The organism is Streptomyces fildesensis, assembly GCF_016107395.1.
GTDB lineage: Bacteria > Actinomycetota > Actinomycetes > Streptomycetales > Streptomycetaceae > Actinacidiphila > Actinacidiphila fildesensis.
In genome coordinates this window covers 310,996-324,563 of record NZ_JAAIKO010000002.1, presented here as the reverse complement: position 1 = coordinate 324,563, position 13,568 = coordinate 310,996, and the positions used below count along the sequence as shown (strand labels likewise).

Here is a 13,568-nt window from a genome sequence, read left to right as displayed (position 1 = left end):
ATGTAATTTCCATGACAGACGCACTCAAGCGCCTCTCCGACGAAGGCGTCGCGATCTGGCTGGACGACCTGTCCCGCAAGCGGATCACGTCCGGGAACCTGGCCGAGCTGATCGACCAGCAGCACGTCGTGGGCGTCACCACCAACCCGTCGATCTTCCAGAAGGCGATCGTCGGCGGCGAGGGCTACGAGAGCCAGCTCACCGACCTCGCGGTCCGCAAGGTCACGGTCGAAGAGGCCATCCGGATGGTCACCACGGCGGACGTCCGCGACGCCGCCGACATCCTGCGGCCGGTCTTCGACCGCACCGAGGGCCAGGACGGCCGGGTCTCCATCGAGGTGGACCCGCGGCTGGCGCACAGCACCGCGGCCACCATCGCCGAGGCCAAGCAGCTCGCCTGGCTCGTCGACCGGCCGAACACCCTCATCAAGATCCCGGCGACCAAGGCCGGCCTGCCGGCGATCACCGAGGTCATCGGCCGGGGCATCAGCGTGAACGTGACGCTGATCTTCTCGCTGGCCCGCTACCGCGAGGTCATGGACGCCTACCTGGCGGGGCTGGAGAAGGCCAAGGCCGCCGGCCTGGAGCTCGCGAAGATCCACTCGGTCGCGTCCTTCTTCGTCTCCCGGGTCGACTCCGAGATCGACAAGCGCCTCGACAAGCTCGGCAGCGACCAGGCGAAGGCGCTCAAGGGCAAGGCCGCGCTGGCCAACGCCCGGCTCGCCTACCAGGCGTACGAGGAGGTCTTCACCTCGGACCGCTGGAACGCGCTGGAGAAGTCGGGCGCGAACAAGCAGCGTCCGCTGTGGGCCTCGACCGGTGTCAAGGACCCGGCCTACCCGGACACGCTCTACGTGACCGAGCTGGTCGCCCCGAACACCGTCAACACCATGCCGGAAGCCACCATGGAGGCCACCGCCGACCACGGCGAGGTCACCGGCGACACCATCCGCGGCACGTACGAGCAGGCCCAGGCCGAGCTCGACGCGCTGGCGGCTCTCGGTATCTCGTACGACGACGTGGTGCAGTTGCTCGAGGACGAGGGCGTCGAGAAGTTCGAGGCCTCCTGGAACGAGCTGCTGGACTCCACCTCGGCGGTACTCAAGCGTCTGACGCCCGTGGAGGCATGAGTTGACCAGCAGCAATCCGCTGCGTGACGCACAGGACCGGCGGCTCCCGCGTATCGCGGGGCCGTCCGGCCTGGTCATTTTCGGCGTCACGGGCGATTTGTCCCGTAAAAAGTTGATGCCTGCCGTGTACGACCTCGCCAACCGCGGTCTGCTGCCACCGGGCTTCGCGCTCATCGGCTTCGCCCGCCGGAGCTGGGAGGACGAGGACTTCGCCCAGGAGGTCCACGACGCGGTCAAGGAGCACGCCCGCACCCCCTTCCGCGAGGAGGTCTGGCAGCAGCTCGCCGAAGGCTGCCGCTTCGTTCAGGGCGAGTTCGACGACGACACCGCCTTCGAGAAGCTGAAGTCGACGATCGACGAGCTCGACAAGGCGCGCGGCACCGGCGGCAACTTCGCCTTCTACCTCTCCGTACCGCCGAAGTTCTTCCCCAACGTCGTGCAGCAGCTCAAGAAGCACGGCCTGTCCGAGGGACAGGGCGAGTCCTGGCGGCGCGCGGTCATCGAGAAGCCGTTCGGCCACAACCTGGAGAGCGCGCAGGAGCTCAACCAGCTGGTGCACGACGTCTTCCCGCCCAACGAGGTCTTCAGGATCGACCACTACCTGGGCAAGGAGACCGTCCAGAACATCCTGGCGCTGCGCTTCGCCAACACGATGTTCGAGCCGATCTGGAACCGGTCGTACGTCGACCATGTCCAGATCACGATGGCCGAGGACATCGGCATCGGCGGCCGGGCCGGGTACTACGACGGCATCGGCGCGGCCCGTGACGTCATCCAGAACCACCTGCTGCAGCTGCTCGCGCTGACGGCGATGGAGGAGCCCGGCTCCTTCCACCCGAAGGCCCTGGTCGCCGAGAAGCTCAAGGTGCTCGGCGCCGTGGAGCTGCCCAAGGACCTGGGCGCGCACACGGTACGCGGCCAGTACGCGCACGCCTGGCAGGGCGGCGAGGAGGTCGTGGGGTACCTGGAGGAAGACGGCATCGACCCCAGGTCGAAGACCGACACCTTCGCGGCGGTCAAGCTGGAGATCAACAACCGCCGCTGGGCCGGGGTCCCCTTCTACCTGCGCACCGGCAAGCGGCTCGGCCGCCGGGTCACCGAGATCGCGGTGGTCTTCAAGCGGGCCCCGTATCTGCCCTTCGAAGCCGGATCCACCGAGGAGCTGGGGCAGAACGCCCTGGTCATCCGGGTGCAGCCGGACGAGGGCGTGACGGTGCGCTTCGGCTCGAAGGTGCCCGGCACCTCGATGGAGGTCCGGGACGTGACGATGGACTTCGCCTACGGCGAGTCCTTCACCGAGTCCAGCCCCGAGGCGTACGAGCGGCTCATCCTCGATGTGCTGCTCGGCGATGCCAACCTCTTCCCCCGCCACCAGGAGGTCGAGCTGTCCTGGAACATCCTCGACCCGATCGAGAAGTACTGGGACACGCACGGCAAGCCCGCCCAGTACGCCTCGGGCACCTGGGGACCGGCGGAGGCCGACGAGATGCTCGCACGAGACGGTAGGAGCTGGCGCCGGCCATGAGGATCGATCTGACGGACACCACGTCGTCCCGAATCAACGCCGGGCTCATCGAGGCCCGCCGCGCCATCGGCACTCCGGCCGTCGGCATGGTGCTCACCCTGGTCATCGTCACCGACGAGGGCAGCGCCTACGACGCCCTCAAGGCGGCCAGTGACGCGTCGCGGGAGCACCCGTCCCGGATCCTGGCCGTCATCAAGCGGCCCGGCCGTTCACCGCGCGACCGCGCGATGGCGCGGCTGGACGCCGAGGTGCTGGTCGGCTCCGACTCGGGCACCGGTGAGACCGTCGTGCTGCGCATGCACGGCGAGCTCGCCAACCACGCCGAGTCCGTGGTGCTGCCGCTGCTGCTGCCGGACGCCCCGGTGGTGGTGTGGTGGCCGGAGGAGTCGCCGGACAAGCCCGCCGAGGACCCGCTGGGACGGCTCGCGCAGCGCCGGATCACGGACGCCGCGGCGGCCGAGGACCCGGTGATCGCGCTCGGCGAGCGCGCCGCGGCGTACGCGCCCGGCGACACCGACCTGGCGTGGACCCGGATCACGCCGTGGCGCAGCATGCTGGCCGCGGCTCTGGACCAGAAGCACTCCAGGATCGCCTCCGCGACCGTGGAGGGCGAGGCCTACAACCCGAGCACCGAACTGCTCGCGCTGTGGCTCGCCGACCGGCTGAAGATCTCGGTGGAGCGCAAGGTCTCCGACGGACCCGGTATCACCGGGGTCCAGCTGGTCACCGCCGACGGCGAGATCCGGCTGGACCGGGCCGACGGCCTGCTGGCCGAGCTGGCCATGCCGGGGCAGCCGGACCGTCATGTGGCGCTCAAGCGGCGCGAGACCTCGGAGCTGATCGCCGAGGAGCTGCGGCGGCTGGACCCGGACGACATCTACCGGTCGACGGTGAAGTTCGGGGTCGGCCGGCTGACCGACTCCGGTCCGCAGGACTCGGAGGAGCCCGTCGGGACGATCGAGGTGATCACCCCGGCCAAGGACGCCAAGCCGGCCGGGACCGCCGCGGCCAAGTCGGCGGCCAAGGCTCCCGCCAAGAAGGCCGCGCCGGCGAAGAAGGCGGCGACGGGCAAGCGGACGAGCTCCACATGAGCACCCCGCAGGTCGTCGTCCACCGCGACAAGGAGCTGATGGCGAAGGCCGCGGCGGCCCGGCTGATCACGAAGATCGTGGACGCCCAGGCCGCCCGCGGCTCCGCCTCGGTGGTGCTGACGGGCGGGCGCAACGGCAACGCGCTGCTCGCCGCCCTGGCCGGGTCCCCGGCGCGGGACGCGGTGGACTGGGCGCGGCTGGACCTGTGGTGGGGCGACGAGCGGTTCGAACGGGAGGGTGATCCCGAGCGCAATGTCACCCAGGCCCGGGAGATCCTGCTCGACTCGGTGCCGGTCGATCCGGCGCGGGTGCACGCCATGCCCGCGTCCGACGGTACCCACGGCCGTGACGTCGACGCCGCGGCGGCCGGCTACGCGGCCGAGCTCGCCAGGGCGTCCGGGCCGGAGGACCACGGCCCGGTGCCGACGTTCGACGTGCTGATGCTGGGGGTGGGACCCGACACGCATGTCGCGTCGCTCTTCCCCGAGCACCCGGCGGTGCGGGAGACGGAGCGGACGGTGGTGGGGGTGCACGGAGCGCCCAAGCCGCCGCCGACCCGGATCTCGCTGACCCTTCCGGCGATCCGCTCGGCGCGCGAGGTGTGGCTGCTCGCGGCGGGCGAGGACAAGGCCAACGCGGTCGCGATGGCGTTGTCCGGCGCGGGCGAGATCCAGGCGCCGGCGGCCGGAGCACGCGGCCGCCGCCGCACGCTGTGGCTGCTGGACCGGACCGCGGCGGCGAAGCTGCCACCGCAGCTGTACCCGCCGTCTTCGGCCTAGCGGTCTCTCGGGCGTGGCGGACGGCCGCCGGCCGGGCTGGACATCAGCCCGGCCGGCGGCCGTTCGGCTTTCAGCAGCCGTTCAGCGGCCGCGCAGTTCCCGGTAGCGCCGGACCAGCGCCTCCGTGGACCCGTCCAGGCCGGGAATGGTCGCGCCCTGGCTGAGCGCGGGCTCGATCCGCTTGGCGAGCACCTTGCCCAGCTCGACTCCCCACTGGTCGAAGGAGTCGATGTTCCACACCGCGCCCTGGACGAACACCTTGTGCTCGTAGAGCGCGATCAGCTGGCCGAGCACCGACGGGCTGAGCTCGGTGGCCAGGATGGTGGTCGTCGGGTGGTTGCCGCGGAACGTCTTGTGCGGCACCAGTTCGGCGGGCACGCCCTCCGCGGCGACCTCTTCCGGTGTCTTGCCGAAGGCCAGCGCCTGGGTCTGCGCGAAGAAGTTGGCCATCAGCAGGTCGTGCTGGTCCGCGAGCGGGCCGAGTTCGCCGATGGGATTGGCGAAGCCGATGAAGTCCGCCGGGATGACCTTGGTGCCCTGGTGCAGCAGCTGGTAGTAGGCGTGCTGGCCGTTGGTGCCCGGGGTGCCCCAGACCACCGGACCGGTCTGCCACGCCACCGGATTGCCCTGCCGGTCCACGGACTTGCCGTTGGACTCCATGTCCAGCTGCTGCAGATACGCGGTGAACCGCGACAGGTAGTGGCTGTACGGGAGGACCGCGTGCGACTGCGCGTCGTGGAAACCGCCGTACCAGACGCCCAACAGGCCGAGCAGCAGCGGGACGTTCTCCTCCGGCGGGGCGTAGCGGAAGTGCTCGTCCACGAGGTGGAAGCCGGCCAGCATCTCGCGGAAGTGGTCCGGGCCGATGGCGAGCATCAGCGAGAGGCCGATCGCCGAGTCGAAGGAGTACCGGCCGCCGACCCAGTCCCAGAACTCGAACATGTTGGCCGGGTCAATGCCGAACTCGGTGACCTTCTCCGCGTTCGTGGACAGCGCGACGAAGTGCTTGGCGACGGCCGAGGTGTCGGCGTTCAGGCCGGTCAGCAGCCAGTTGCGGGCGGAGGTGGCGTTGGTGATGGTCTCGATGGTGGTGAACGTCTTCGAGGCGATGACGAAGAGCGTCTCGGCCGGGTCCAGGTCCCGCAGCGCCTCGTGCAGGTCCGCGCCGTCGACGTTGGACACGAAACGGAGCGTCAGCCCGCGGTCGGCGTACGGGCGCAGCACCTCGTACGCCATCGCCGGGCCCAGGTCGGAGCCGCCGATGCCGATGTTGACGATGTTGGTGATGCGCTTGCCGGTGTGGCCGGTCCACTCGCCGGAGCGGATCCGGTCGGTGAAGACGGACATCTTGCTGAGGACGGCGTGAACGGCGGGCACGACGTCATGGCCGTCGACCTGGATGACGGAGGAGCGCGGTGCGCGCAGCGCGGTGTGCAGCACCGCGCGGTCCTCGGTGACGTTGATCCGCTCGCCGCGGAACATCGCGTCGCGCAGTTCGGCCACGCCGCTCGACGCCGCCAACTCACGCAGCAGCCGCAGGGTCTCGTCGGTCACCAGGTGCTTGGAGTAGTCCAGGTGCAGATCACCGACCTGCAGGGAGTACCGGTCGGCGCGCTGCGGATCCTGGTCGAACAGTTCGCGCAGCCGCACCTCCCCCAGCTCTTCGCGGTGTTTGCCCAGGGCGTGCCATTCGGGCAGCTGGTCGAGCCGGGCACGGCCGTGCGTATTGGTGTCGGACATGGGTCCAAACTAATTGATGACGGCCGGTAGGAGCGCGATCACCCCGCAGGCGAAGAGCGCGGCGGCGGCCAGCGCCGGGGTGTTCAGTCCCCACGCCGTCGCCACCGCGCCGCCGAGCAGGGCGCCGAGCGGGGCCCCGGCGGTCGACAGGGTGCGGTTGGCGGCGCTGACCCGGCCCAGCAGGGCGGCGGGCGTCCGCTCCTGCATGAGGGTGACCTCGTTGACGTTCCACAGCATCCCCATGGCGCCGAAGAGCGCCAGGACGACGACCGCGACGGGCAGCGACCGTACGGTGCCGAGCACGATCAGGGCGCAGCTCTGCAGCACCAGGCCGGCCACCAGCGCTCTGGTCCTGCCCAGGAGTTCGGAGATCCGGCCGGCCGCCAGACCGCCGGCCACGCTGCCGGCGCCGTAGGCGGTGAGCACGGCCGCGTACCCGGAGTGCCCGGCGTGCAGCCACCCGGTGACGTGCAGGACCAGGGTGGCGATGAGCGCGCCCATCCCGATGTTGACGACGGTGTTGGCCGTGCAGAGCGACCGCAGGACCCGGTCCCCCCACAGCACCCGGATGCCCTCGGCGATGTCCTGCCGCAACGTCCGGCCCGGCGGGCGCGGGGCGCGCTCGCGCGGGGCCGTGCGTATCGAGGCGACCAGCGCCGCGGCGAGCAGATACGTCGCCGCGTCGACCGCGAACGGCAGTCCGGCGGAGAGCCCGATCAGCAGGGGCACCAGGGGTGCGCCGAGAAAGGTGCCCGCGATGGTCTGCCCGGTCATCAGGCGCGCGTTGGCGCGGCCGAGGGAGGCGGTGGGGACGACCGTCGGCAGCAGCGCGGTCGCGGCGTTGTCGAAGAGGGTCTGCAGCGTCGTCAGGACGAAGGCCGGCACCAGCAGCAGGGCGATGCTCACCTCGTCCAGCCACACGGCGAGCGCGAAGCAGGCCATCAGCGCGCAGCGCACCGCGTCGACCGCCCACATGGCGCGCCGCTGGTCCACGCGGTCGGCGATCGCGCCGCCGAGCAGGCCGAACAGGATCCAGGGCAGGAATCCGGCCGCCGTGACCAGCGAGACGAGCAGCGGGGAGTCGGTGAGCCCGACCGCGAGCAACGGCAGTGCGGCGGTGCGCAGTCCGTCCCCCAGCCGCGAGACCACCGCGGCGCTCCACAGCCGGCCGAAGCCGCCGCGCCAGGACGGCACGGCGCTCTCCACGGCCGGCCGCAGATCGCTGTCGTTCGCGGTCAAAGCTCCCCCTCGGGCCAGGATGTGATCAGTCCTGGCACCGTAGCGGCGGCCACTGACAACGCCCGTGGCACCGGTGGGAAGAGCCGCGTTCAGAAACCGCCGCGGTGCAGCCGGCCCTCGTAGCGGGCCTCCAGGACGGCGTTGCGCTCGAATCCGCCGGGCAGGTTGGCCGAGATGTAGACCGGCGGTTCGTGCCCCTCGGCGGTCAGGATGCCGACCGCCTCGGCGACGACCATCTGGACGAGCAGCGCGGAAGTGATGGTGGAGACCCCGCAGAGCGCGCCGCCGTCCGGCATCGGCAGCAGGGCGTCGCCGGCCGGCGCGCAGTTGTCGAGTACGGCGTCGGCGAGGTCGGCGAGCCGCTTTCCGCTGCTGTGGAGCGCGGGCACCGCATGGGTGTGCTCCAGGGAGGTGAGGGCGATCAGCCGGTGCCCGGACTCCTTGACCTGGAGGGCCATGTCGACGATGGAGTTGTTGACGCCGGAGTTGGAGATGATCACGAAGAGGTCCTGCGGCTGCGGGGTGGCCAGCTCGTAGAGCCGTTTGGCCAGGCCCGGGGAGCGTTCCAGTAGCGGGTCGGCGAGTACGGAGCGGTCCTCGCCGCCGCGCAGCACCAGGTCGGAGAGGCCGATGCGGCTGGTCGGGACGAGGCCGCCGGCCCGGCCGGCGATCTCCAGCGCGGTGGCCTGCGAGTGACCGGTGCCGAAGGCGTGGACGACACCGTTGGCGGCGACGCTGTCGGCGATGAGGCGGGCCGCGGCGGCGACGGAGTCGGTGTTGGCTCCGATCGCCCGCTCGACGGCGGCGCGGCCGTGCTCGGCGAACCGGGCGGCGCTGAGCTGTGGTTCGGCCATGGCCGACACCCTCCTTGGTTGAATGAACCATCATTCCGACGAGTCATTGAAACAATGAACCGACTATCGTGGTCACGTCAAGAGCCTCGCCAGCGCCACCGCGCCCGCACCGCCGTCCGGCACCGGGACGACCCGCAGCCCCATCGCCAGCGCACGCCGCGACAGCCTGTCCAGCAGCGGCCCGGCCGGAGCCAGCAGACCGCCGGTGACCACCAGCGGCTCGCCCGCCACGGGACGCAACGCGGCGACGGTCCTGCCGAGTTCGGCGGCCGCCGCGTCGAGCAGTTCCCCGGCGACCTGGTCGCCGGCCCGGTCGGCGGCGACGACCAGCGGGCTCAGCGCCGCCAGCCGCACCGGCGGCCGCGCGTACACCAGGGGCACGATCAGATCCCGCAGCTCCCCCAGGCGCTGCCGGTCCGTCTGCTCCACCGACCCGGGGAGGCCCGCCGGATCGCCACCGGACGCCAGGTAGTGCGCCGCCACCGCGCCGACCAGCGAGGTCCAGGGCCCGCGCCCGGTCAACGCCCGCAGCGCCGCCCTGACGGCCTCCCGGCCCAGCCAGAAGCCGCCGCCCTCGTCACCGAGCAGCCATCCGTCACCGTCCACCGTCAGCACCTGCCGGCGCCCGGTGATGCGTGCCGACGCGGCGCCGGTCCCCGCGATGAGCAGCAGCCCGTCGGCGGGCATGCCCGGCGCGGAGGCGAAGGCGATCTCGATGTCGCCGCGGACCGCCACCTTCGCGGCGTCGATACCGGTCTCGGCGAGCGCCGCCCGGAGGCAGGACAGCGCGAGGCCGTGGCCGGTGTCGGGACCGGTGTCCGGGGCGGCGCCCGCGAAGCCGCCCAGCACGGCGGCGACCGAGCCGCGCAGCTCCGCCGGGACCGCGGCGCCGAGCGCGGCGGCCAGGTGCCGGGTCAGCTCCGGCTGCGGCACGCTCATCGCGTTGCCGGGACCGCCGGCGCCCTCGCCGATCACCCCGCCGACGACGCCGGCCTCGTCCGCCGCCGTCGCCCCGGCCCCGGCCGTCGCCCCGGCCAGATAGGCGCGGATCCGGGTCCCGCCCGCGTCGATGCCGACCACCAGCGACCGGCCGGCCGGCGCGGACCGGCGGTCGTCGTCACCGCGATGGGTTCGGTTGTGAATTTCATTCATCACACCGCATGGTGATTGATAGATTCACTGACCGACAAGACCCCAGCCGAGACGAGTCGTCATGGTCATCGCCCTGATCCGCTCCGAACTCCCCCGCATGTCCGATTCCTTGCGCAAGGTGGGCGAGCTGGTGCTGGCGGATCCGGTGGCGGCCACCCGTGGCTCCGCGGCCGAACTGGGCCGCCGTACGGGCACGTCGCAGGCCACCGTCACGCGTTTCTGCCATGCGCTGGGCCTGGACTCCTACCAGCATCTGCTGATCGAGCTGGCGCAGGAGCAGGGCCGCAGCCAGGGCGGCGACGGCGAGGGGCCGCTCAGTCCGGTGCTGGGCCCGGACATCGGGCCCGACGACGATCTCGACCATGTCGTCGCGGTGGTCGCCCAGGCCGATCTGCGGGCCCTGCGGCACACCGTCGACAAGCTGGACCGGGAGAGCCTGGAACGGGCCGCCCAGGCGCTCGCCAAGGCCCGCCGGATCGATGTGTACGGGGTCGGCGGCTCCGGGATCGCCGCGCGGGAGGCCGAGGCCCGGCTGTTCGGCATCGGCTGCGCCGCCCGCGGCTGGACCGAGGTGCACGCGGCGGAGACCTCCGCGGCACTGCTGACGCCCTCCGACGTGGCCGTGGCGATCTCGCACTCCGGCACGACGCGCGAGGCCCTGGACCCGCTGCGGCTGGCCGCGGAGCGCGGCGCGACGACGGTGGCCGTCACCAGCGATCCGCGCTCGCCGATCGCCCAGGCCGCCGACATCCGGCTCACCTCGGCCTCGGCGGAGACCAGCTTCCGGCGCGGCGGCTACGGCACCCGGCACTCCGTCCTGCTGATCATCGACTGCCTGTCGGCCCGGGTCGCCCAGCTCACCTACGAGCGGGCCACCGCGGCAGTCGCGCTGACCGCCCACATCGCCGACAGCCACACCGCCCGCGCCCGCCGCCGCTGACCCGGCACGACCACCGGCACGGACGGCCGCCCGGGACCGGCAGAGGGGAGAAAAATACCCCCGTTCGCCGGGTGACCCCCGGCCTCAGTCGTCGGCCGAGCTGGAAAGGTCCAGCTCGGCCGACGACTGAGGCCATGGTCGGGCCCGCCCGGCGAACAGGGGCGATATCCGCGTGCCGTACGCGAGAAGACCTCTCAGATCTCGCCGCGGAGCTTCGCGAGGGCCTCGGCGAGGATCGCCTCGCCGTCGGCCGCGCTGCGCCGCTCCCGCACATAGGCCAGGTGCGTCTTGTACGGCTCGGTCCGCGGCGGCGCCGGCGGGTTCTCCTCGTCCTGCCCGGCCGGGAAACCACAGCGCGGGCAGTCCCAGGACTCCGGGATCTGCGCGTCGCTGGCGAAACTCGGCTGGGTCTCGTGCCCGTTCGAGCACCAGAAGGAGATGCGGAGGCGTGGCGCGGACTCGCCGCGCTCGGCCTCTCCCATCGGCCCCGCTCCGACCCGACTGCCACGGATCGCGTTGCCACTTGCCACGGTCGTAACTCCCTGCGTGATGGTGCTGCGAGGTCGCCCAGTTTACGGAGACCTTACGTGCCGTCCAGTGGCAGGTGGTGTACCCGGCCCCGTAGGACGCCCTCCCATGATAAGCCGCGTTTGCGACGAGGCGTCAGTTCTCCCTGGACTCACGGGAGTACGCCGCGGGCGCTACTTCTGGAACTTGAGCACCAGACCAAGTACGACAATGCACGTAAACCACAACAGACCGATCACCACGGTGATCCGGTCGAGGTTGCGCTCGGCCACCGAGGAGCCGCCGACGGAGGACTGCATGCCACCACCGAACATGTCCGAGAGGCCGCCGCCCTTCCCCTTGTGCATCAGCACCAGCAGCAGAAGCAGCAGGCTGAAGATGATGAGGGCGATGGAGAACCCGACTACCACGGCTGGACCAACTCTCTCGACTACAAATGGACGGCGCAGGGCCGAACCGGGCGCCAGTGCGCCGGTCCGGCCCCGACAGGGTACTTCGTGCGGGCCTGCTAGGCCCACCGCCTGCTGGTCCTACTGGTCGCGGAAGCGGACGATCTTGACGAACTCCTCCGCGTCGAGCGCCGCGCCACCGATCAGGGCGCCGTCCACGTCCGGCTGCGCCATGATCGCCGCAACGTTTCCGGACTTGACCGAGCCGCCGTACTGGATACGGACCTTTTCGGCCAGCTCCTGGCTGTACAGCTCGGCGAGGCGGCCGCGGATGGCACCGCAGACCTCCTGCGCGTCCTCGGGGGTGGCGACCTCGCCGGTGCCGATCGCCCACACGGGCTCGTACGCGACGACGATCGTCTCGGCCTGCTCGGCCGGGATGTCCTGCAGCGCGCCGTCGAGCTGAGCGAGGGTGTGCGGGACCTGCTGACCGGCCTTGCGGACGTCCAGTCCCTCACCGACGCACAGGATCGGCGTCAGCCCGTGCTTGTACGCGGCCTTGATCTTGGCGTTGACGAGTTCCTCGTCCTCACCGTGGTACTGGCGTCGCTCGCTGTGGCCGATGGCCACGAACGTGCACTTCAGCTTGGCCAGCATCGATCCGGAGATCTCACCGGTGTACGCGCCGGAATCGTGCGCGGAGAGGTCCTGGGCGCCGTACTTGATCTTCAGCTTGTCGCCGTCGACCAGGGTCTGTACCGAACGCAGGTCGATGTAGGGCGGCAGGACGGCGACCTCGACGGCGTCGTAGTCCTTGTCGGTGAGCGCGAAGGCGAGCTTCTGGACGTGCGCGATGGCCTCGAGGTGGTTGAGGTTCATCTTCCAGTTGCCGGCCATCAGCGGGGTACGGGTGCTCATGCTGGGTCAGTCCTCCAGTGCGGCGAGGCCGGGGAGCGTCTTGCCCTCGAGGTATTCGAGGCTCGCGCCGCCACCGGTCGAGATGTGGCCGAAAGCGTTCTCGTCGAAGCCGAGGATGCGCACGGCCGCGGCCGAGTCACCGCCGCCGACCACGGTGAACGCTGGGCTGTCGATCAGGGCCTGGGCGACCGCGCGGGTGCCCTCGGCGTAGTCCGGGTGCTCGAAGACACCCATCGGGCCGTTCCAGAACACGGTGGCCGCGTCGGCGAGCTTCGAGGCGAAGAGCGCACCGGACTTCGGACCGATGTCCAGGCCCATCACGTCGGCCGGGATGGCGTCGACGTCGACGGTCACCGGGTTGGTCGGCGCCTGCGCCTTGAGGTCGGGGAAGGCGCCCGCGGCGACGACGTCGACCGGCAGCACGAACTCCACGCCCTTGGCCTCGGCGCGCTTGAGGTACTCCTGGACGACCGGGATCTGGTCCTCCTGGAGCATGCTCCTGCCCACCTCGTGGCCCTGGGCCTTGAGGAAGGTGAAGACCATGCCGCCGCCGATCAGGATCCGGTCGGCCTTCTCCAGCAGGTGGTCGATGACACCGAGCTTGTCGGAGACCTTCGCCCCGCCGAGCACGACCGCGTACGGCCGCTTCACCTCGGAGGTGAGCTCCTTCAGTACGTCGACCTCGGTGGCGATCAGGCCGCCCGCGAAGTGCGGGAGGCGCGCCGGGAGGTCGAACACGGAGGCGTGCTTGCGGTGCACGGCGCCGAAGCCGTCACCGACGTAGACGTCCGCGAGCGATGCCAGGCGGTCGGCGAAGGCGCCGCGCTCGGCATCGTCCTTCGCGGTCTCGCCCGCGTTGAACCGCAGGTTCTCCAGCAGCACCACGCCGCCGTCGGCCAGTCCGGCGACGGCCGCCTGCGCGCTGTCCCCGACGGTGTCGGCCGCGAACGCGACCTCCGTGCCGAGCAGTTCGCCGAGGCGTACGGCGACCGGTGCGAGCGAGAACTGCGGGTCGGGCTCGCCCTTGGGGCGGCCCAGGTGTGAGGCGACGATCACCTTCGCGCCCGCGGCGACGAGCTTGGTGATGGTCGGGACGGCGGCACGGATCCGGCCGTCGTCGGTGATGGTGGCGCCGGAGAGCGGCACGTTCAGGTCGGCGCGGACGAACACCCGCTTGCCCGCGACCTGTCCCTCGTTCAGGAGGTCGTCGATCGTCTTCATATCCGGTGGGCTCCTCGTGGTCGACAAGGGACAGGGCCCGGCCGACGCGTCATCGCGTCGGC

The 13,568-nt window shown here is 71.2% G+C and carries 13 protein-coding genes; 5 read left to right on the top strand and 8 right to left on the bottom strand.

Features of this window, described 5'->3' with window-relative positions; translation table 11 throughout:
- Positions 1-11 precede the first annotated feature (11 nt).
- Genes tal through pgl form a run of 4 tightly spaced genes read left to right on the top strand, consistent with a single transcriptional unit; the run spans position 12 to position 4,525 of the window.
- Complete coding sequence (tal, locus tag C6N31_RS05220; RefSeq protein WP_138356340.1) at positions 12-1,130, top strand: transaldolase; 1,119 nt, start codon at positions 12-14, stop codon at positions 1,128-1,130.
- A gap of 1 nt (position 1,131) precedes the next feature.
- A complete protein-coding gene (zwf, locus tag C6N31_RS05215) occupies positions 1,132-2,655 on the top strand; it encodes a glucose-6-phosphate dehydrogenase (RefSeq protein WP_138356339.1) in 1,524 nt (507 codons plus the stop codon).
- The gene (gene opcA, locus C6N31_RS05210) at positions 2,652-3,746 is read left to right on the top strand and encodes a glucose-6-phosphate dehydrogenase assembly protein OpcA (protein WP_138356338.1); all 1,095 of its coding nucleotides are present in this window, start codon (positions 2,652-2,654) and stop codon (positions 3,744-3,746) included. The genes zwf and opcA overlap by 4 nt, the downstream gene beginning before the upstream one ends.
- Complete coding sequence (gene pgl, locus C6N31_RS05205; protein WP_138356337.1) at positions 3,743-4,525, top strand: 6-phosphogluconolactonase; 783 nt, start codon at positions 3,743-3,745, stop codon at positions 4,523-4,525. Before opcA ends, pgl begins: the two co-directional genes overlap by 4 nt.
- 81 nt (positions 4,526-4,606) lie before the next feature.
- Here pgl and pgi read toward each other — a convergent pair whose 3' ends face one another.
- The 4 genes from pgi to C6N31_RS05185 all read right to left on the bottom strand — a co-directional run bounded on the left by pgi (position 4,607) and on the right by C6N31_RS05185 (position 9,510).
- Complete coding sequence (gene pgi / locus C6N31_RS05200; RefSeq protein WP_198357177.1) at positions 4,607-6,265, bottom strand: glucose-6-phosphate isomerase; 1,659 nt, start codon at positions 6,263-6,265, stop codon at positions 4,607-4,609.
- A 9-nt stretch (positions 6,266-6,274) separates the two neighbouring features.
- Entirely contained in the window at positions 6,275-7,504 is a 1,230-nt protein-coding gene (locus C6N31_RS05195) for an MFS transporter (protein WP_232484794.1), read from the bottom strand.
- A gap of 89 nt (positions 7,505-7,593) precedes the next feature.
- Positions 7,594-8,358: a sugar isomerase domain-containing protein gene (locus C6N31_RS05190; protein WP_164296497.1), complete on the bottom strand. Its 765-nt coding sequence runs from the start codon at positions 8,356-8,358 to the stop codon at positions 7,594-7,596.
- Between the two features lie 72 nt (positions 8,359-8,430).
- Positions 8,431-9,510: an N-acetylglucosamine kinase gene (locus C6N31_RS05185; RefSeq protein WP_198357176.1), complete on the bottom strand. Its 1,080-nt coding sequence runs from the start codon at positions 9,508-9,510 to the stop codon at positions 8,431-8,433.
- 61 nt (positions 9,511-9,571) lie between these two features.
- Between C6N31_RS05185 and C6N31_RS05180 the strand changes: the two genes are divergently transcribed.
- A complete protein-coding gene (locus C6N31_RS05180; RefSeq protein ID WP_138356333.1) occupies positions 9,572-10,450 on the top strand; it encodes a MurR/RpiR family transcriptional regulator in 879 nt (292 codons plus the stop codon).
- A 194-nt stretch (positions 10,451-10,644) separates the two neighbouring features.
- Here the strand turns inward: C6N31_RS05180 and C6N31_RS05175 are convergent, their stop codons facing one another.
- From C6N31_RS05175 to C6N31_RS05160, 4 genes are all read right to left on the bottom strand, one after another.
- Positions 10,645-10,980 carry an RNA polymerase-binding protein RbpA gene (locus C6N31_RS05175; protein WP_138356332.1) on the bottom strand — a complete coding sequence of 112 codons (336 nt, stop codon included), beginning with the start codon at positions 10,978-10,980 and terminating at the stop codon, positions 10,645-10,647.
- 171 nt (positions 10,981-11,151) lie between these two features.
- Positions 11,152-11,388 carry a preprotein translocase subunit SecG gene (gene secG / locus C6N31_RS05170; RefSeq protein WP_138356331.1) on the bottom strand — a complete coding sequence of 79 codons (237 nt, stop codon included), beginning with the start codon at positions 11,386-11,388 and terminating at the stop codon, positions 11,152-11,154.
- A 120-nt stretch (positions 11,389-11,508) separates the two neighbouring features.
- Positions 11,509-12,285, bottom strand: a complete 777-nt coding sequence (tpiA, locus tag C6N31_RS05165; RefSeq protein WP_138356330.1) for a triose-phosphate isomerase — start codon at positions 12,283-12,285, stop codon at positions 11,509-11,511.
- Positions 12,286-12,291: 6 nt separating this feature from the next.
- Positions 12,292-13,506, bottom strand: coding sequence for a phosphoglycerate kinase (locus tag C6N31_RS05160; protein WP_198357175.1), 1,215 nt, complete (start codon positions 13,504-13,506; stop codon positions 12,292-12,294).
- Between the last annotated feature and the right edge of the window lie 62 nt (positions 13,507-13,568).